This is a genomic window from Brevundimonas lenta (assembly GCF_014196335.1).
GTDB lineage: Bacteria > Pseudomonadota > Alphaproteobacteria > Caulobacterales > Caulobacteraceae > Brevundimonas > Brevundimonas lenta.
Map to the genome: position 1 here is coordinate 493,784 of NZ_JACIDM010000002.1, position 18,763 is coordinate 512,546.

Here is an 18,763-nt window from a genome sequence, read left to right on the forward strand (position 1 = left end):
GATCAGATCAACTGCCGGCCGCTGCGTTCTGCACGGCCGGCAGGCGCACGATGACGTCGTCCACCTGCACGCCGCCACGATCGATGACGAGGTTCTGGTAGTTGCGCTGGCCGTCCTGGGTCTCGGACTGCACGTCCTCGACCTCGATGCGGAACTGGCGACGGAGATAGGTCGACAGCTCACCGGCGGTGACCAGCCGATCACCGTCGGCGTCGGCCTGCCCGGCCATGCCCTCGCGCAGGAAGTGGGACAGGTAGCCGCCGGCCTGGAATTTGTCGGCGACGGCGCTGGTCAAATCCTCTTCCGAGCTGAACAGGCCCATGACGCCCGGGCGGTCGACGACGTTGCGGGCGAAGCCGCCCGAGAAGCAGGAATCGATCACCAACAATGACAGGCGGGTCCGCAGCGAGCCGAACAGGCGGCCCATCTCGGCATCGGTGATTTCGCCATCGGCGAGCACGATCGACTCCCGCTTGCCGTCAGGCTCCAGGCCGCTGACGGCCACCGCCTCCTGATTGCCGTGGCCGGAGAAGAAGAACAGGAACATGTCGTCAGGCCCCGCCTCGGCCGCGACACGCTCGAAGGCGCGGCGGACGCCGGAGACGGTGGCTTCGGCATTGGTCAGGACAAGGCTGGCGTCATTGAGCGATCCCTCGCGCTGAAGCGTCTCCGCCAGCTTGCGGGCGTCCTCATCGGTGAACGGCAGGTCGTTCTGGGTCTCATAGTCCGAGACGCCGACCATGACGGCGAAGACGCGGGCGCCGCCGGGTACGGAGGCCTGGCGGACCGGCTCGGCGCCGACATCGACGCTGAAACGATACGAACCGGTCTCGCCCGGACGGTAGGAAGTGACCCTCACCTCGTACTGGCCATCCTCGGGCAGGGTCAGCTGCTGGCGGCTATCGGTGCCGTTCTCGCCGTCGTCGTTGTCGAACTGTTCGCCGGAGGGCGTCAGCAGGATGGTGTAGGCGTCGAAGGCTGACGAGGTCAGTTGAACCGCCACCCGCTGTCCGCGCCGCCCGGCGAAGCTGTAGGTGTCGGCGTACTCGCCGCTGTCGAGGGTGTCGTCGCCAGCCGACAGCGCACCGCTGACGGACTGGCCGATGGCGATGGCGCCGCCGGGAGACGCCTGTTCGGACGGGCGGACCGGATTGGCGGGCGGTTTCGATGCGCCCGCGCCTTCCAGCACAGCCAGACGATAGGCGCCGCTTTCTCCAGGTTCGTAGCTGGTCGCCGTGATCTCGTATTCCCCGTCGACCGGCAGGGTGACCAGCATACGGCTGTCACGGGAGCCGTCTGCGGACGGGTCGTCGTCATTGAACGCGGAGAAGCCGTCGGGGCCGGTGATGGCGACGTACGGATCGAACGCGCCGGACGTCAGGCGCACTTCCAGTTGCTGGCCGCGCCGGCCACGCAGGGCCCAGCTGTCCATGAACTCGCCGCTCGCGAGGCGGGCATCGCCGCTGGCGAGGGCGCCGTTCAAGGTCTGGCCGAGCTGAACGCTGCCCGTCGAAGCCGAAACCGTGTCCCGGACCGGCGGCGTGCCCCCTCCCCCCATCGTCAGGACATAGGCGCCGGTTTCACGCGCTGCGTAACTGGTGGCCGAAATAGTCGCCTCGCCGTCGGCCGGCGCGGTGAAGCGGATGCGGCTGTCGCGCGATCCGCGCGCGGACGGGTCGTCGTCATTGTCTTCGCTGAGGCCGCCCGGGCCGCGCACGATCAGATAGGGATCGAAGCCGGAGGCGCTCAACGACACCTCATAGGTCTGGCCGCGACGGACCGCCAGGGTCCAGTGGTCGGCGTATTCGCCGGTGCTCAGGGTGGCGTCGCCGCGCGACAGGTCACCCCGGGCGGTTTGTCCGACGCGGAGCTCGCCCGCCGAGGCCGCGGCAGCGCGCGGACCGCCGCGAACGGGCGGCGTATCGGCCGGGCGGGTGGAGACCTGGGCGGCGGCCGAACCGCCAAGCAGCGTCAGCGCGGTCGTGGCGGTGAGCAAGGTTCTGAGCATGCGATCCCCCATCCCTGGAGCTTGCCCGCATTCCGGCGAATTGTCAGCCGGGGGTCAGGTTTCGGAAGGCCGACCTTCGGGGACCCTTCGGTCACGCCACCGAAGCAGGCTGGCCTCGGCGGTGAAGCCAGGACCAAAGGCGGCGAGAAGGCTGAGAGCGCCGGGCGATGGATGCGCGTCGCGAATGGCCTGATCGAGGACGAACAGTACGGTGGCGCTGGACATGTTCCCGAACCCGGCGAGCGTGGCGTAGCTGGCGGCCAGGCGTGGGCGAGCATCGGGAATCAGCTCCTCGACCCGGGCCAGGATCTTGGCCCCGCCGGGATGGAGCAGCAGGGAGGCGAGGTCGTCCGGACCGGCGAGGTCGGCGAACGCCTCCATCACCTCCGGCACCAGATCACGGACCACATCGGGGACGGTTCCCGAAACGCGGACGCGGAAGCCGCCGTCGTCGAAGTCCCATCCCATGACCCCCGCCGTTCCCGGACTGCGCAACGTCGTTGAGCGCAGCAATGCCAGAGGTCCATCGAGACCGGCTTCATCACCGGCGACCAGCACCGCCGCGGCGCCGTCGGCGAAGATGGCGGTGGAGACCAGGTTCTGCAGCGAGACGTCGGTGCGCTGGAAGGTGATCGAGTTCAGCTCCAGCGCGATCAGCAGCCAGCGTGAGGCCGGCCGCCCCTCGGTCAGGCGGGCGGCCAGGGCCAGGCCCGCCGCGCCGCCGGCGCAGCCGAGGCCGAACAGCGGCACGCGGGTGACGGTGCGCGGCAGGCCCAGGGTTTCGGCGACGTAGGTGTCGATGCTGGGCGCGGCGATGCCGCTGGAGGAGACATAGATGACGCCGTCAATCATTGAGGGCTCGACCCCGGCCTTGGCCAGGCAGTCGCGTGCGACCTCGGCAGCCAGGGACTTGGCCGCCTCCAGATAGACGTCGTTGGCCTCGCCCGGACCGGCGCCGCGGGCGAACCAGTCGGGCGGCACGGCGAAATGGCGCTCATCGACGAGGGCGTTGTCGAAAACCGAGAGATAGCGACGGTGCCCGGGTCCGAAATGAGCCTCGGCCAGGGCCCGCACCTCGGGCTGGGTGAGCCGATACCCGGGAACGGCGGTGGCGACGGCGACGATCTGCGGCACGAAACCACGTCCCCTGACGCCCTGCCGCAACCGGGTTCGAAAGCGCGATTGCATCCTTCAACGTCGAGGCACACTGTCGCCCAGATCAGGGGTGGGCGCAAACGTGACTCAGCCGGACGCAGAGGCTTCGAATCCCGGGCTGCTTCAGCGCTCCCGCTGGCGCGGACTGCTGGTGACGACCCACCCTTTTCCGGCCGCGCTGAACGGACTGGCGGGCGGCGCCGTCCACGCCGTTGCGGCCAACGGTCTGTCGCCAGAGAGCCTGGCGGTGGCCGGATCGATCACCCTGATCCACGCCTCCATCGGGACGATGAACGACTGGGTCGGACGCGACACCGACCGGCAGACCAACCCCGACAAGCCCCTGGTGCGCGGAACGGTGACTCCCGGCGAGGCTCTGACGGCCTCTGTCCTGACCGCCGCAACCGGACTGGCGGGAGCCTGGGCGACCGGCGCCTTCGCCATCGGCCTGGCCATGCTGCTGGCCGGCGCGGCCTACAATCTGGTCCTGAAGGGCACGCTGTGGAGCTGGGCGCCCTATGCGGTCGCCATTCCGTCGGTCGCAGTCTGGGCCTTTCTGGCCGCCGGATCGACCTCGCCGTGGATCTGGCTCAGCTATCCGGTCGGCGCGGCGATGGGGGTGGGGCTGAACCTGGCCAACACGATCCCGGACATTGAGGGAGACGCGGCGGTGAAGGCGGCGGGACTCGCCCACCGGCTGGGCGCGCGCCGGGCCCAGGCTGCGGCGACGGCGCTGATCGCGATTTCGGGCGTGGCGGTCGGCACGCTCGCATTCCAGACAGGCCAGCCCTCCGCGGGACTCGCGGCGCTGGCTGCCGGCGGTGCGGGCGCAGCGATCATGACGGTGCAGTACAGCAGCGGCCAACGCGCGGCGCTGAGGCGGGCCTGGTTCGCCTGTGCTTTTTCCGCCGTGGGTCTGGCGGTGTGCTGGGCGGCGCTGCTGAAGGGCCTTGTGGCCTGAACCGCCAAAGGAATGTGACCCGCGGTCACCCTTCCGCCTTGTTCAAGGCGCACATGCCCCGCCCTTCGCCCGCCCTCCCCTGGCTGGCGCGCGCCGCTCTGGCGCCTTACGGACCAGTCCATGCCCTTCCCCGCCAGTCATCCCGCGCTCGACCGAGCGCTTTCCGAACGCGGCTATGCCGAGCCGACTCCGGTCCAGGCCGCCGTGCTGGAGGCCGAGGAAGGCCGCGACCTGCTGGTCTCCGCCCAGACCGGCTCGGGCAAGACCGTCGCCTTCGGCCTGGCCCTGGCCACGACCCTGCTGGGTGATGCCGAGCGCTTCGCCGACAACGGCGCGCCCGTCGCCCTGGTCATCGCCCCGACCCGCGAACTGGCCCTGCAGGTGTCCAAGGAGCTGGAGTGGCTCTATGCCAACACCGGCGCGCGCATCGCCACCTGCGTCGGCGGCATGGACCCGCGCGCCGAGCGCCGGGTGCTGGATCGCGGCGCCGCCATCGTGGTCGGCACCCCCGGTCGCCTGAAGGACCATATCGAGCGCGACGCCCTGGACCTGTCGGAGCTGAAGGCCGTCGTCCTCGACGAGGCCGACGAGATGCTGGACATGGGCTTCTCGGAAGACCTGACCTTCATCCTCGATCAAGCTCCGGCCGAACGCCGCACCCTGCTGTTCTCGGCCACCATCGCGCGCGACATCGCCGAACTGGCCAAGACCTACCAGCGCGATGCGATCCGCATCGACACCACCAACAAGAACGTCGCCCACGGCGACATCGAGTACCGCGCCATCCGCGTCGCCCCGCACGAGGTCGAGCACGGCGTGGTCAACATCCTGCGCTATTTCGAGAGCCCGGGCGCCCTGGTGTTCGCCAACACCCGCGAGCGGGTGAAGCACCTGACCGCCAGCCTGCGCGAACGCGGCTTCTCGGTCGTCGGCCTGTCCGGCGAACTGACCCAGTCGCTGCGGTCCGAGGCGCTGCAAGCCCTTCGGGATGGCCATGCGCGGGTCTGCGTGGCCACCGACGTGGCGGCGCGCGGCCTCGACCTGCCCGACCTGGGCCTGGTCATCCACGCCGAGATCCCGGTCAACAAGGCCACCCTGCTGCACCGTTCGGGCCGCACCGGCCGCGCGGGCAAGAAGGGCGTCTCGGTCCTGATGGTCACGCACACGCGTCGCCGCAAGGTCGAGCTGATGCTGCAGTCGGCCGCGATCAAGGCCGAATGGGCGGGCCCGCCGTCGGCCGACGACATCCGCGCCAAGGACCATGAGCGGATGCTGACCGATCCGATCCTGATGGCCGAGGCCGACGAGGAATCGATCGCCATGGGCAAGGAACTGCTGGCGCGGACCTCGCCAGAGCATGTCGCCGCCGCCCTGATCCGTCTGTACCGCGAGAAGCTGCCGCCGCCGGAAGACGTCCATGACGACGAGCGCATGAAGCGCGCGCAGGCGTCGGGCGTGAACGAGCGCGGCCAGAAGGACGGCCCGCTGACCGACTTCGCCCGCGGCGGCGAGATGACCTGGTTCAAGGTCAACATCGGCCGCGAGAAGAACGCTGATCCGAAATGGCTGCTGCCGCTGATCTGCCGCCTGGGTCACGTGACCAAGCGCGACGTCGGCTCGATCAAGATTTTCGACCGCGAGACCAAGTTCGAGATCACCAAGGACGCCGAGGCCAAGTTCCGCGCGGCCCTGACCCAGCCGAACGATGACGGCGTGACCATCGGCGACGCCGTGGCCCCCGCCGCCGGCGAGAAGAGCCTGCGCAAATGGGACAAGCCCGGCGGCGGCGACCGCCCCGACCGCGGCGACAAGCCCTTCCACAAGCCGCGCGCCGATGGCGACGCGCCCAGGAAGCCGTGGAAAGCGCGTGAGGATCGCCCCCAGGGCGACGCTCCGAAGAAGCCCTGGAAGCCCCGCGAAGACCGCGCCGAGGGCGATAGCCCGAAGAAGCCGTGGACGCCCCGCACCGATCGCGAGGCCGCTCCGGCCGCTGCTTCCGGCGAGACCGGCGGCAAGTGGGTGAAGCGCACCAAGGACGGCCCGACGCCGGAAGGCAAGAAGCCCTGGGTCGAGAAGCCCAGAAGCGACAAGAAGCCCTGGGCGCCCCGCGCCGAAGGCACCGCGCCCGCCGGCGACCGTCCGTGGACGGGCAAGCCGAAGCCCGGCTTCAAGCCCAAGGCCGGCGGCAAGCCGTTCAAGGGCAAGACCAGCCGCGGCTAGGGATCAGGCGGCGGGCGCCAGCGCCCGCCGCACCTCCGCGATCAGGGCGTCCATGTCCTGGACCTGCGTCACGCCGTAGACCTCGGCCGTGATGTCGACGTTGCCCTTGCGCCAGAATCCGTCCGGGCAAAGCACGATCATCTTGCCCGACCGCGCGTGCAGTCCGAGCTCCAGCAGACTGATCGGGCTCTGCGTGCCCGGCGCGAAATACATGACGATGACGTCGGACGCCTCGAGCGCCGCCAGCTCCCATTCCACCTGACGACGAAACTCCGGTTCATCGGCCTCCGGCCGCCAGGCCGGATTCCAGTCCGCGCGTCGGGGATTGAGAATCACCACATCGGTGTCGGACAGCGCTTCGATCAACGCCGCCTGCCAGTCGGGCGCGTCGCCGCCCGCAATGCTGCCGCCCAGGAACAGACGTGGTCGGCCGTCCGGCTCGGGCAGCGCCTGGGGCGACACGACGATCGTGCTCAATCCGGATGGTGACTGAGCCACAGCGCCGCCTGCGACGCCGAGCACCAGGGCGGCGAGCGAAGCGGCGATCAGGATTGAACGGGGCATGGCGTGTCTCCGGTCGGAATGGATCGCCTTCGCAGGGAAGGCGTTGCTCAGCAACGGCGACGATCCCGCGGGAGATTGCGTACTGTCTGTAACCGATTACGTTGCCGCCAACGAGAAGAGCAGCAGGCAGAAAACATGGCGGACGTCCGGCTAACCGGCGTGACCAAGCGGTTCGGGACGACCGAGGTGCTGAAGGGAATCGATCTTGAGATCGCGGACGGAGAGTTCGTGGTCTTCGTCGGCCCGTCGGGTTGCGGCAAGTCCACCCTGTTGCGGACCATCGCCGGTCTCGAGGAAGCGTCGGGCGGCGACATCGCCATCGACGGACGGACGGTCAACGACCTGTCGCCGTCGGACCGGGGCATCGCCATGGTGTTCCAGTCGTACGCCCTCTACCCGCACATGAGCGTCTACGAGAACATGGCGTTCGGGCTGAAGCTGGCGAAGGCGGACAAGGCCGAGATCGACCGCCGGGTGCGGGGTGCGGCCGAGACGCTGAACATCAGCGACTATCTGGACCGCAAGCCCAAGGCCCTGTCCGGCGGGCAGCGGCAGCGGGTGGCGATCGGCCGGGCCATCGTACGCGAGCCGAAGGTCTTCCTGTTCGACGAACCGTTGTCGAACCTCGACGCCGCCCTGCGGGTGCGGATGCGTTACGAGTTCGCCAGCCTGCACGAGCGGCTGAAGACGACGATGGTCTACGTCACCCACGACCAGGTCGAGGCGATGACGCTGGCGGACCGGATTGTGGTGCTGAACGGCGGCGTGATCGAGCAGGTCGGCGCGCCGATGGAGCTGTACGAGCGCCCCCGAAACCTGTTCGTGGCCGAGTTCATCGGCAGCCCGAAGATGAACCTGATCCCTGCCCAGGTGGTCTCGGTCACGGCCAAGGGGGCCACTGTGAAGACCGCGGCGGGCGACACGCTGAAGGTCGCGGTCGATGCGTCCGGGGCGAAGGCCGGCGATTCGGTGACGTTGGGCATCCGGCCCGAGCATATGGCTCCGGGCGGCAAGGCCGGCGGGATCTCGGCCGAGGTCACCTTCGCCGAGACGCTGGGACACGCGACCTACGCCTATGCGACCTACGGCGAGACGGCGCTGACGGTGCAGTTGCCGGGCGATGTGCGGCCGGAGGCGGGCAAGGCGATTGCGCTCACCGTTCCGGCGGAGCAGGCGCACCTGTTTGGCGCTGACGGACAGGCTTTCCCACGGATCTGACAGCGCCGCGTGTTGCATCGCACAAGCGGAGCCTTCTAGATGGCCGGATGCCCTCCCCGGCCACGCTGACCATCGACCTCAACGCGCTCGCCGCGAACTTCCACGCCCTGCAGGCCGCAGGCGGAGCCCCCGTGCATCCGGTGGTGAAGGCTGACAGCTACGGCCTGGGCGCGGCGGCCTGCGCGAAGCGGTTGATGACCGAGGGCGCGCGGACCTTCTTCGTGGCGCGGGCCAGCGAGGGAACGGCGTTGCGGGCGGCGCTGGGCGATGAGCCGGTCATCTATGTGCTGGACGGTTGTGCGGCCGGGCGGGCGGCGCGGTTGCGGGCGGCGAACCTGCGGCCGGTGATCAATACCGCGGCGCAGCTGGCGGAATGGAATGAGGCCGGCGGGGGCGCCTGCGGGCTGCAGATCGACACCGGGATGAACCGGCTGGGCTTCCGGCCGGACGATGCGCCGGAGGCGTTCGAGGGACTGGCCCTGGTGCTGAGCCATCTGGCCTGCGCGGACGATCCGGCCGAGCCGATGAATGCGCGGCAGCGGGACGCCTTCGCCGAGGTTTCGAAGCGGTATCCGGGGACGGTGCGGTCGTTCGCCAACTCGGGCGGGGCCTTCCTGGGACCGGACTATGCGTTCGACGCGCTGCGACCGGGGATCTGCATGTACGGCGGCGGGCCCGAGGGCCGGCCGGATGCGCGGATCGCGCCGGTGGCGACGCTGACGGCCGAAGTGCTGCAGGTGCGCGACGTGCCGGCGGGCGAGACGGTCGGTTATTCGCGCGGCTTCCAGGCCGGAGGGCCGACGCGGATCGCGACCTGCGCCACCGGCTACGCCGACGGGGTGCTGCGCGCCTACAGCCCGAAGGGTCTGGCGTTTGCGGGCGGCGCGCTGCGGCCGATCGTGGGCCGGGTGTCGATGGACGTCTGCGCGGTCGACGTGACCGGACTGGACGTCGCGGTCGGCGACCGGGTCGAGCTGTTCGGCCCGAACCGGATGCTGGATGACGCGGCGGCGGCGGCGGGCACCATCGCCTATGAGCTGCTGACCTCGATCACCGCCCGGGTGCCGCGGATTTACGTCGGCTAGCGCGCGTCCTTCACCACCTCGCCGCCCTTGACCACGACCGCGACGGTTTCGAGCGCACGGACGTCGGCGAGCGGGTCGCCAGCGACGGCGATGAGGTCGCCGTAGCGACCGACGGCGATGGCGCCGACGTTGTTCTCCTGGCCGAGAGCCTGACCGGCGTTCCAGGTGGCGGCGCGGATCGCCTCCGCCGGGGTCATGCCGTACTCGACCATGACGGCGAACTGTTTGGCGTTCTGGCCGTGCGGATAGATGGCGGCGTCGGTGCCGAAGACCATCCGGGCGCCGGCGTCATGGGCGGCGCGGAAATTGTCGCGCTGCAGCTGGCCGATCTCGCGGTCCTTGCGGAGGTTGTCCTCGGTGACGCCGAACTCGGTGCCCGTCGCCTGGGTGAAGTCGGTGTTGTAGATGTCCATCGACAGCCAGGTGCCGTGCTGGACCGCCAGGCGGATGCCCTCGGCGTCGATCAGCGAGGCGTGCTCGATGGTGTCGATGCCGGCGAGGATGGCGTCGCGGATGCCCGAGGCGCCGTGGGCGTGGGCGGCGACCTTGAGACCCCACATGTGCGCCTCGTCGGCGACGGCGGTCATCTCGGCCAGGGTCATTTGCTGCTGGCCGGGCTCGGTGTTGCGCGAGAAGACGCCGCCGGTGGCGCAGATCTTGATCACCCGCGCGCCGTATTTGCGCACCTCGCGCACGCTGTGGCGGGCCTCGTCCACGCTGTCGGCGTTGTAGTCATTGGCCTGGGCCAGGGAGCGCGGCATGCCGGTGTAGTCGCAATGGCCGCCGGTGGCGCCGAAGGAGACGCCGGCCGGAACGACGCGCGGGCCGACGACGAATCCGGCGTCGATGGCCTGCATCAGGGCCACGTCGGCGAAGTCCGGACCGCCCAGATTGCGCACCGTGGTGAAGCCGGCGTCGAGATTGGCGCGGGCGTTCGGCACCTGCAGCACGGTCTCGAAATCGTCGGCATAGGACAGGATGTTGAAGCCGGAGACGTAGGGGGTGTTGGCCAGATGGACGTGCATGTCGATCAGGCCGGGCAGCAGGGTCAGACCGCCCAGGTCGAGGCGTTCGGCGTCGGCGGGCAGGTTCGCCGGGAGGGTCGTGCCGACCGAGACGATGCGGCCGTCGGTGACGACGACGACGGGATTGTCGATGTAGCGACCCCGCTCGACATCAACCATGCGGGCGGCGGTGACGACCAGGGTCTCCGCGTTCGCGGGTGCGGACAGGCTGAGTACGGCGGCGAGAGCAGCGGCCGCGACGGCCAGACGGTTCAGCATGGTGGTCCCTCTCCAGAGCGCGGCGAAGCTGGCACGTGGGCGGAAGCCGGGCAACCGCGCATACGTATTCGTCCCCGCCGGCGAGACCGGCGAAGGGAGGGGAAGGCGCGGGGCGTCCGGGCCTCGCCCGGAATGCTTTGTGTTTTACCGTTTCGACGAAGCTGGCCGCCCCGCGTGGTCGTTGGTTTCGCGCGCCCTCCGGCTGGCGGCCCTGTTAGAGCCTTGACGGATCTCCGCCGCCGCCATTGCTGGAAGCGACGTGGGTGGGACATCGGCTGAGCCAGCGGTCCGCACCTTCGATGCGCGGCGAGCAAGCGGACAGCATCCATCGCTGTCCGACGAGGACCCCCGGACTACCCTTCGCCCGGGCTTCATCGCTCGACCACAGCCCGTCGTCGTCGAGGCGCTGGATCCGACGCCTTCCCCATCGACGGGATGGGAGGATTATGGCCGAGGCGGATACCTCGCTGCGTAGAGGGAATTTAGGTGGGGGAAATCAGAGGGTTGGCGAAAAGAATCCGGGAATAGCCGACGCTTTCTTCCTGCTATCGTCATCCTCCGGCGCCCGAAGGGCGACCGGGGGACCCAGCGGCGCCGAAGGCGAAACCGGGCCGCCAGCGCTCCCGACAGGTTCGCGCTCCAGCGCGCCGCTGGGTCCCCCGGTCTCCCCTCGCATGCGCGAGGGTCGCCGGAGGATGACGAAAGCAAAGGAGGAGTCCTTCTCCCGATGGGAGAAGGTGGCCGGGCAGAGCCCGGTCGGATGAGGGTCGGATGGCGATGATCAGCCCGCAGTCGACCCTCACCCTTTCGCGCAGCCACTCGCTTCGCTCGCGGGCGCTCAAGCCCTCTCCCATCGGGAGAGGGAAAAGATCAGCGCCGCCCGAGCACCGTGGTCGCGACTTCGGCGCGCCATTTCTGATTGTCGCCGCCGTTGGGGTCCCAGCCGAGGAGGGGCTGGCCCTCGTCCGTGCCGGAACCGGCGACGTCGACGACCATGGAGCCGTCGGCGTTGTTGAGGGTGAACCAGCAGCCGTCGACGAAGGTGACGGTGAAGACAGGGTCGGCGGCGATGACCGTGACCTCGTTGCAGAACAGGGTCAGGGGCTCGCGGTAGGCCGACCAGGACAGTTGCTGCCGGGAATCGCCGCCGCGCGAGAGGGTGAAGCCGCCGTCAGTGGCCTGGGCGGAGAAGATGGAGTTTCCGGCGTTGCCGTTGGAGAGATGGGACAGCGCGACCGACGGGCTCTCCATGCAGGGAATGCCGATGGGCCCGCTGACGACCTGGCCGCTGGCGCCGATCACCAGCCCCTGCCCGAGGTAGGAGATGAAGCGGATGCGCCGCCCGTTGGCGAACTCGTCCTGACTGGTGAGATTGTTACAGGCGTCCATGAGCGCTCCCCCGAGATCGAACGACGATATGCGGTCCTTACGGCAAAGGTAAGAGGCCCCGGGCTCCCTACGTCATTTTCGGACGTAGGCCCTGATCCGCCCCCTGCCCCGCTTCGTCCGACTCCTGTAAGCCGGGGTCATGGCGAGAGACGGTGCGATCTATGTTTGTCAGTCCTGCGGGGCGGTGCACGGCAAGTGGTCCGGGCAGTGCAGCGCGTGCGGACAGTGGAATTCGATCGTCGAGGAGAGCCGCTCGGCTCCGCCCGGCGCGCTGAAGCCGACCGCGAACAGCCGCACGCGCGGCCTGCAGTTCGAGACGCTGCAGTCGGATACGCCGGAGCCGCCGCGGATCATCACCGGAGTGACCGAATTCGACCGGGTGTGCGGCGGCGGCGTGGTGCCCGGATCCGCCATCCTGCTGAGCGGCGATCCCGGCGTGGGCAAGTCGACACTGCTGCTGGATGTGGCCGGGCGCGCCGCGCTGGCGGGCAAGCGGATCGCCTACATCTCGGGCGAGGAGGCGGTCGAGCAGATCCGCTCGCGGGCGCGGCGGATGGGGCTGGAGAAGGCGCCGGTGGAGCTGGCGTCGGCGACGGCGCTGCGGGAAATCCTGGGCACGCTGAAGCGCGAGAAGTTCGACATCGTCATCGTCGATTCGATCCAGACCCTGTGGTCGGACGCGCACGAGGCGGGGCCGGGATCGGTGACCCAGGTGCGCGCCTGCGCCAGCGAGATGGTGCGGATGGCCAAGGCCGGCGGTCCCGCCGTGATCCTGGTCGGGCACGTGACCAAGGACGGCCAGGTGGCCGGGCCGCGGGTGGTCGAGCACATGGTCGACGCGGTGCTGAGCTTCGAGGGCGAGCGGGGCTATCCGTTCCGCATCCTGCGCGCCGGCAAGAACCGCTTCGGCGCAACCGACGAGATCGGCGTGTTCGAGATGGGCGACGCAGGGCTGCGCGAAGTGGCCAATCCGTCGGCCCTGTTCCTGGGCGAGGGCAAGGACCGGGCGCCGGGCGCGGCGGTGTTCGCGGGGATCGAAGGATCGCGGCCCGTCCTGGTCGAGATGCAGGCGCTGGTTTCGAAGTCGGCCTACGGCACGCCGCGGCGGGCCGTGGTGGGCTGGGACACCGGACGGCTGGCCATGGTGCTGGCGGTGCTGGAGGCGCGCTGCGGGATCGGGTTCGGGGATCAGGACGTCTATCTGAATGTCGCGGGCGGGCTGCGGATCAACGAACCGGCGGCCGATCTGGCGGCGGCGGCGGCGCTGATCAGCTCGGCCACCGATATGCCGTTGCCGCAGGGCTGCGTGGTGTTCGGCGAGGTCAGCCTGTCGGGCGAACTGCGGGCCGTGGGCCGGGCCGAGGCGCGGCTGAGAGAGGCGCAGAAGCTGGGCTTCGACCACGTTCTGTCCCCTCCCCTGACGGTCAAGGACAAGGGCGTGAAGGTGACGGCGATCAACCGGCTGGCGCAAGCGGTCGAACGAATCTCGCAAAACCGCTATTGATGTTCGTACCGTAGAGGTTGCGAGCGAGCATGACCGGTTTCGACGCTTTCGCCATCCTGGTCATCCTGGCGTCCGCCGCTGCCGGCTGGGTGCGCGGGGGGACGCGCGAGATCATCACCCTGCTGAGCTTCGTGCTGGCGGCGTTCATCGCCCTGGTGGCCCTGCCGATCACCGCGCCGCTGGGCCGCGGCCTGATCGATCCGGACTGGGCCGGGACCATCTTCGCGGCCGTGCTGTCGTTCCTGCTGATCTATTTCGGCATCCGCATCTTCGGCTCGCAGCTGTCGAAGCGGGCGCAGGCGCATCCGCACCTGGGCGGGGTCGACCGGTTCATCGGCGTGTTCGTGGGTTCGGCGCGGGCGCTGGTGCTGCTGGGGGCGATCCATCTGGTCGTCGTGGCCGCCATGCCGGGCGAGAAAACGCCGCGCTGGCTGACCGAAGCGGCGCTGCGGCCGGTGACGGCGGGAGCCGCGCGGGTGATCCAGATCATCCTGCCCGGCATCGGACGCGGGGCCGACGCGTTGTCCCCGGTAGTAAGTTCTTCCGTGAGCAAAGGGTTTTCCGACGACGAAGCCTTGCCCTCGCCCCAAACAGACAATACTTCGCCGCCGTCCGCCCAGCCCTGACGTCCGCCCGCATCATCGGAGTTCACGATGAGCACGCTCGAGCATTCCATCGCCGCCCCCGTCGTTCACCGGGAGCATCACCGCGACGCCGACGACGATCGTCCGCGCCTGGAATGCGGCGTCTGCGGTGTCTGGGGCGCGGATCAGGACGAAGCCTCCTCCATCGTCGCCCTGGGCCTGCACGCCCTGCAACACCGCGGGCAGGAAGCCTGCGGCATCGCCAGCGTGCATGAGGCCCGCTTCTACACCGAGCGCCACATGGGCCTGGTCGGCGAGGCCTTCGGCGGGACCAACCTGGCCGAGCGGATGCCGGGCTCGGCGGCTGTGGGCCACACCCGCTATTCGACCGCCGGCGGATCGTTCCTGCGCAACATCCAGCCGATGTTCGCCGATCTGGACCAGGGCGGCATCGCCGTCGCCCACAACGGCAATCTGACCAACTTCAAATACCTGCACAGCCAGCTGGTGTCGGAAGGCGCGATCTTCCAGTCGACGTCGGACTCGGAAGTCATCCTTCACCTGATCGCCCGCAGCCGTAAGGCCAAGATCGTCGACCGCTTCATCGACGCCATCGGCCGGATCGAGGGCGGCTACGCCCTGGTCTGCCAGACCCGCTCGAAGATGATCGGCGCGCGCGACCCGCTGGGCATCCGCCCGCTGGTGCTGGGCCGGATCGGCGACACCTGGGTGCTGGCGTCCGAGACCTGCGCCCTGGACACCGTCGGCGCCGACTTCGTGCGCGACGTCGAGCATGGCGAGGTCATCGTGATCGATCACGAGGGCCTGCGCTCGATCAAGCCGTTCCCGGTGAAGGCCGCGCGGCCCTGCCTGTTCGAATACGTCTACTTCTCGCGCCCCGACAGCGTCGTGAACGGCAAGTCGGTCTATGAGGTGCGCAAGCGCATGGGCCGCGGCCTGGCGCGCGAGCACGCGGTCGAGGCCGACGTGGTCGTGCCGGTGCCGGACTCGGGCGTGCCGGCGGCGCTGGGCTATGCGCAGGAGAGCGGCATCCCCTACGAGATGGGGATCATCCGCAGCCACTATCTGGGCCGGACCTTCATCCAGCCGAGCCAGGGCGCCCGGCAGAAGGGCGTGCGCATGAAGCACAGTCCGAACCGCGAGGTTCTGGCCGGCAAGCGCGTGGTGCTGATCGACGATTCGATCGTGCGTGGCACGACGTCGGTGAAGCTGGTGCGGGCCGTGCGCGCCGCCGGCGCGACCGAGGTGCACCTGCGTTCGGCCTCGCCGCCGATCCTGTATCCGGACTTCTACGGCATCGACATGCCGGAGCGGGACCAGCTGATCGCCGCCAACAAGACGCTGGAGGAGATGCGGGCCTATCTCGAGGTCGACTCGCTGGGCTTCCTGTCGGTCGACGGCCTGTACGACGCCATGGAGGCGGGTCCGCGCGACGCCAAGAACCCGCAGTTCACCGACCACTATTTCACCGGCGAGTACCCCACCCGCCTGCTGGACCGGGAGATCGAGGAAGGCGGGCGCGAGGATTCCACGCGGCAACTTTCCCTGCTGGTCAGCGCTTAAGCTGGATGATCCAGCCAGGCTATTTCACGCTCGACACCCCTGATATCGCGAAGGCCCGGGCCTTCTACGGCGCCCTGTTCGGGTGGACGTTCGACGAGGCGTCGTCGAGCCCGACCTACGCCCATGTGGCGGACAGCACGCCGGCGTTCGGCTTCACCAAGGTGGAGCGGGCCAGGGACTTCACCCACCTGTATTTCCGCGTCGACGACGTGGACGCCGCGTGCGCGCGGGTCGGCGAACTGGGCGGCAAGGCGGCCATGCCGTCGGACAGCGCGTCAGGCCGGTCGGCCGTGGTGTGCGACGATCAAGGCGTGAGTTTCAGCCTGTGGCAGCCTGCCGCCGGGCTTTAGCTTTCGCACCGCGCGACGGCGCGCTATCAGGCGCGCCATGACCGACCTCCCCCTGAAAGACCGCATCGCCCTCGTCGTCGGCGCCTCGCGCGGCATCGGCTACGAAAGCGCCCTGGCGCTGGCGAAGGCCGGCGCGCACGTCATCGCCACCGCCCGCACGCAAGGCGGACTGGAGGAGCTGGACGACGCCATCTATGCGGCCACCGGCCAGCACGCGACGCTGATCCCGTTCGACCTGGTGGACGGCGGCGCGATCGACCGCATGGGCGGGGCGATCTACGAGCGCTTCGGCCGGCTGGACATCTGGGTGCAGGCGGCCGCGACCATGGGCGCCGAGGGGCTGACGCCGGTGTCGAACGCCGACCCGCGCGGCTTCGCCAAGATCGAGAAGACCAACTTCACCGCCGTCTATCGCCTGATCCGCTCGCTGGAGCCGCTGCTGAAGGCGTCTGACAGCGGACGGGTGATCCATCTGACGACCAGCGTGGCGACCGCGCCCAGGGCCTTCTGGGGCGCCTATGCGGCGACCAAGGCGGGGGCCGAGGCGCTGCTGAAATGCTGGGCCGACGAGATCGAGTCGATGCCGATCCGCGTCTCGATCGTCGATCCGGGCCGGATGCGCACGGCGATGCGCGCCCAGGCCTATCCGGGCGAGGATCCGCAGGACGTGATCCATCCGTCGGCCATCGGCCCGCTGGTGGTCGAACTGGCCCGCGGCGACCTGCAGCCGCCGCTGACGGTGAGCTTCAGGGAGTGGAACGCGGCGCCGGGGGCGTCAGCGCTGGTCTGATTACCGAGCGACGACCGCCGTCGGGAGAAATCGGACCTCGGCCTGTGTCCAGCAGTCGCTCCATTCAGTCGCCAGGATCGCGCCACAGCTACACGCTCGATTGGGCCCATCGCATCCGTCAGAGCCGCAGCAACCGTTGTCGGCTCCAGCTCGCGTAAGAGCACCAGGGAGGACGTCTTCGGGATTTGCGGCGATGGCGTTCGCGGGTGAATAGACGTGGGTACTGACAACGGCATCACCTTGAATCACAGGCACCTCGTCTGCAGCATCAAGGCGCACCATTAGCCCAGCTGGCACCGCCGGCGCACGGTCAGCCGATGTCGCGTCATAGTCCTCGGCGCTTCCCCAGGTGCAAGCTCGCGTCAAGATCGCACCACACGCTCCGCATTCCAGATGGGCCAGCGGACTAACCCTACTTCTTCGGCGCGTGCTTCTGGCCGGTCCGGATGCGGCCGGAGCGGGAGACCTGGCGGGCGCCGCCGCGGGCGCCCTTCTGGACCGCGATGGAGGAGCCGGCCTTCTTGGAGGAGCTGGCCTTCACGCCGGAGACGACCTTGGGCTGATGCTTGCGGGTCTTCTTCTGCTCCAGCGCCTTGCCGGGCAGGTTGGACAGCATCTCGGCCTTCTCGGCCTTCTTGATGACGCGGCGCGGCGCGGTCTTGGCGTCGCCCTTGTAGCGTTCGGGGCCCGATTTGGAGCCGCCTTCGGCATAGGGGTTGTCGCCGCTGGACTTGACGATCAGGCGGATCGGCGTGCCCGGCAGGTCGAAGCTCTCGCGGATCGAGTTGACCAGGTAGCGCTTGTACTGCTCCGGCATCGACTCGGCGCGGCTGGCCATCAGCACGAAGGTCGGCGGGCGCGCCTTGGTCTGGGCGATGTATTTCGGCTTGATGCGCTTGCCGTCGACGGCGGGCGGCGGGTGCCTCTGGGTGGCCATGGACAGCCAGGTGTTGAGGTCCTTGGTCTTCACCTTCACCGACCAGGTCTCATAGGCCTTGATGACGGCGGGCATCAGACGCTCGACGCCGCGGCCCGAGTGGGCCGACAGCACGACGAAGGGCGTGCCCTTGAGCTGGGGCAGCTTGTCCTCGGCGAGGCGCTTGAGCTCGGCCATGCGGGACTGGGGCTCTTCCTCGAGGTCCCATTTGGAGGCGACGTAGATCAGCGCCCTGCCCTCGCGCTCGACCAGGTCGGCGAGCTGAAGGTCCTGGATGTCGAAGGCGTGGTCCTTGTCCATCATCAGGATCACCACCTCGGCGAAGGTGATGGCGCGGATGGTGTCGGCGACCGAGAGCTTCTCGAGCTTCTCCTGGACGCGCGCCTTGCGGCGCATGCCGGCGGTGTCGACGAAGCGGATGGCGCGGCCTTCGTATTCCCAGTCGACCGAGATGGAGTCGCGGGTGATGCCGGCTTCCGGACCGGTCAGCAGGCGATCCTCGCCCAGCAGACGGTTGACCAGGGTCGACTTGCCGGCGTTCGGACGGCCGATGACGGCGATGCGGATCGGTTTGTCGGGCTCGTCGATCTCTTCGATGAAGATGTCTGCCGAAGCCCCCACGATGGCCTGATACAGGTCGGCCATGCCTTCGCCATGCTCGGCCGAGATGGCGACCGGTTCGCCGAAGCCGAGGGCGTAGGCCTCGCCGATGCCGCCACCGCTTTCGCGGCTCTCGGACTTGTTGGCCAACATGATCACCGGCTTGGCGACCTTGCGCAGGCGATCGGCGAAGATGCGGTCCAGCGAGGTCACGCCTTCGCGGGCGTCCATCATGAACAGGATCAGCTCGGCGTCGTCGATGGCCGCCTCGGTCTGCTCGCGCATGCGCGACTCGAGGCTTTCGTCGGTGACGTCCTCGTAGCCGGCGGTGTCGATCAGCGTCAGATCCATGTCGCCGATGTTGCCGTCGGCATAGCGACGGTCGCGGGTCACGCCCGGGCGATCATCGACCAGCGCGAGGCGCTTGCCGACGAGGCGATTGAATAGTGTCGACTTGCCCACGTTGGGGCGGCCGACGATGGCGACTTTGAGAGCCATGTCGGCCTTCTAACGCAAGTTGGGGGCTTTTGG

At 69.1% G+C, this 18,763-nt stretch carries 15 protein-coding genes; 9 read left to right on the forward strand and 6 right to left on the reverse strand.

Annotated elements, in window-relative coordinates:
- Positions 1–7: 7 nt before the first annotated feature.
- Both GGR12_RS09960 and GGR12_RS09965 read right to left on the reverse strand, forming a co-directional pair.
- Positions 8–2,008 (reverse strand): pre-peptidase C-terminal domain-containing protein, encoded by a 2,001-nt coding sequence (locus tag GGR12_RS09960; protein ID WP_183204253.1) that lies wholly within the window; start codon positions 2,006–2,008, stop codon positions 8–10.
- A 54-nt stretch (positions 2,009–2,062) separates the two neighbouring features.
- The gene (locus tag GGR12_RS09965; protein ID WP_183204255.1) at positions 2,063–3,142 is read right to left on the reverse strand and encodes a 3-oxoacyl-[acyl-carrier-protein] synthase III C-terminal domain-containing protein; all 1,080 of its coding nucleotides are present in this window, start codon (positions 3,140–3,142) and stop codon (positions 2,063–2,065) included.
- Positions 3,143–3,314: 172 nt separating this feature from the next.
- Between GGR12_RS09965 and GGR12_RS09970 the strand changes: the two genes are divergently transcribed.
- Together GGR12_RS09970 and GGR12_RS09975 are read left to right on the forward strand one after the other, a co-directional pair.
- Complete coding sequence (locus GGR12_RS09970) at positions 3,315–4,124, forward strand: UbiA family prenyltransferase (protein ID WP_183204256.1); 810 nt, start codon at positions 3,315–3,317, stop codon at positions 4,122–4,124.
- 120 nt (positions 4,125–4,244) lie between these two features.
- Positions 4,245–6,344 (forward strand): DEAD/DEAH box helicase, encoded by a 2,100-nt coding sequence (locus GGR12_RS09975; RefSeq protein ID WP_183204257.1) that lies wholly within the window; start codon positions 4,245–4,247, stop codon positions 6,342–6,344.
- Positions 6,345–6,347: 3 nt separating this feature from the next.
- On the opposite strand, the gene GGR12_RS09980 is transcribed toward GGR12_RS09975, so the two are convergent.
- Positions 6,348–6,908, reverse strand: coding sequence for a nucleoside 2-deoxyribosyltransferase domain-containing protein (locus GGR12_RS09980; protein ID WP_183204259.1), 561 nt, complete (start codon positions 6,906–6,908; stop codon positions 6,348–6,350).
- A gap of 135 nt (positions 6,909–7,043) precedes the next feature.
- Here GGR12_RS09980 and GGR12_RS09985 point away from each other — a divergent pair, with 135 nt between their 5' ends.
- Both GGR12_RS09985 and alr read left to right on the forward strand, forming a co-directional pair.
- Positions 7,044–8,126 (forward strand): ABC transporter ATP-binding protein, encoded by a 1,083-nt coding sequence (locus GGR12_RS09985; RefSeq protein ID WP_183204260.1) that lies wholly within the window; start codon positions 7,044–7,046, stop codon positions 8,124–8,126.
- Between the two features lie 47 nt (positions 8,127–8,173).
- Positions 8,174–9,211 carry an alanine racemase gene (gene alr, locus GGR12_RS09990; protein ID WP_183204261.1) on the forward strand — a complete coding sequence of 346 codons (1,038 nt, stop codon included), beginning with the start codon at positions 8,174–8,176 and terminating at the stop codon, positions 9,209–9,211.
- Here the strand turns inward: alr and GGR12_RS09995 are convergent.
- Both GGR12_RS09995 and GGR12_RS10000 read right to left on the reverse strand, forming a co-directional pair.
- Positions 9,208–10,494, reverse strand: coding sequence for a Xaa-Pro dipeptidase (locus GGR12_RS09995; protein WP_183204262.1), 1,287 nt, complete (start codon positions 10,492–10,494; stop codon positions 9,208–9,210). The genes alr and GGR12_RS09995 overlap by 4 nt on opposite strands.
- Positions 10,495–11,364: 870 nt before the next feature.
- Complete coding sequence (locus tag GGR12_RS10000; protein ID WP_183204263.1) at positions 11,365–11,883, reverse strand: RICIN domain-containing protein; 519 nt, start codon at positions 11,881–11,883, stop codon at positions 11,365–11,367.
- Positions 11,884–12,022: 139 nt separating this feature from the next.
- On the opposite strand from GGR12_RS10000, the gene radA reads away from it, so the two are divergent.
- Genes radA through GGR12_RS10025 form a run of 5 tightly spaced genes read left to right on the forward strand, consistent with a single transcriptional unit; the run spans position 12,023 to position 16,695 of the window.
- Positions 12,023–13,387, forward strand: coding sequence for a DNA repair protein RadA (gene radA, locus GGR12_RS10005; RefSeq protein WP_183204264.1), 1,365 nt, complete (start codon positions 12,023–12,025; stop codon positions 13,385–13,387).
- Between the two features lie 29 nt (positions 13,388–13,416).
- Positions 13,417–14,013 (forward strand): CvpA family protein, encoded by a 597-nt coding sequence (locus tag GGR12_RS10010; protein WP_183204265.1) that lies wholly within the window; start codon positions 13,417–13,419, stop codon positions 14,011–14,013.
- A gap of 27 nt (positions 14,014–14,040) precedes the next feature.
- Entirely contained in the window at positions 14,041–15,555 is a 1,515-nt protein-coding gene (gene purF, locus GGR12_RS10015) for an amidophosphoribosyltransferase (RefSeq protein WP_183204266.1), read from the forward strand.
- A 5-nt stretch (positions 15,556–15,560) separates the two neighbouring features.
- Positions 15,561–15,905 (forward strand): VOC family protein, encoded by a 345-nt coding sequence (locus tag GGR12_RS10020; RefSeq protein WP_183204267.1) that lies wholly within the window; start codon positions 15,561–15,563, stop codon positions 15,903–15,905.
- A gap of 37 nt (positions 15,906–15,942) precedes the next feature.
- Positions 15,943–16,695, forward strand: a complete 753-nt coding sequence (locus GGR12_RS10025; protein WP_183204268.1) for an SDR family NAD(P)-dependent oxidoreductase — start codon at positions 15,943–15,945, stop codon at positions 16,693–16,695.
- Positions 16,696–17,107: 412 nt separating this feature from the next.
- Here the strand turns inward: GGR12_RS10025 and der are convergent, their stop codons facing one another.
- The gene (der, locus tag GGR12_RS10030) at positions 17,108–18,730 is read right to left on the reverse strand and encodes a ribosome biogenesis GTPase Der (RefSeq protein ID WP_183204269.1); all 1,623 of its coding nucleotides are present in this window, start codon (positions 18,728–18,730) and stop codon (positions 17,108–17,110) included.
- Between the last annotated feature and the right edge of the window lie 33 nt (positions 18,731–18,763).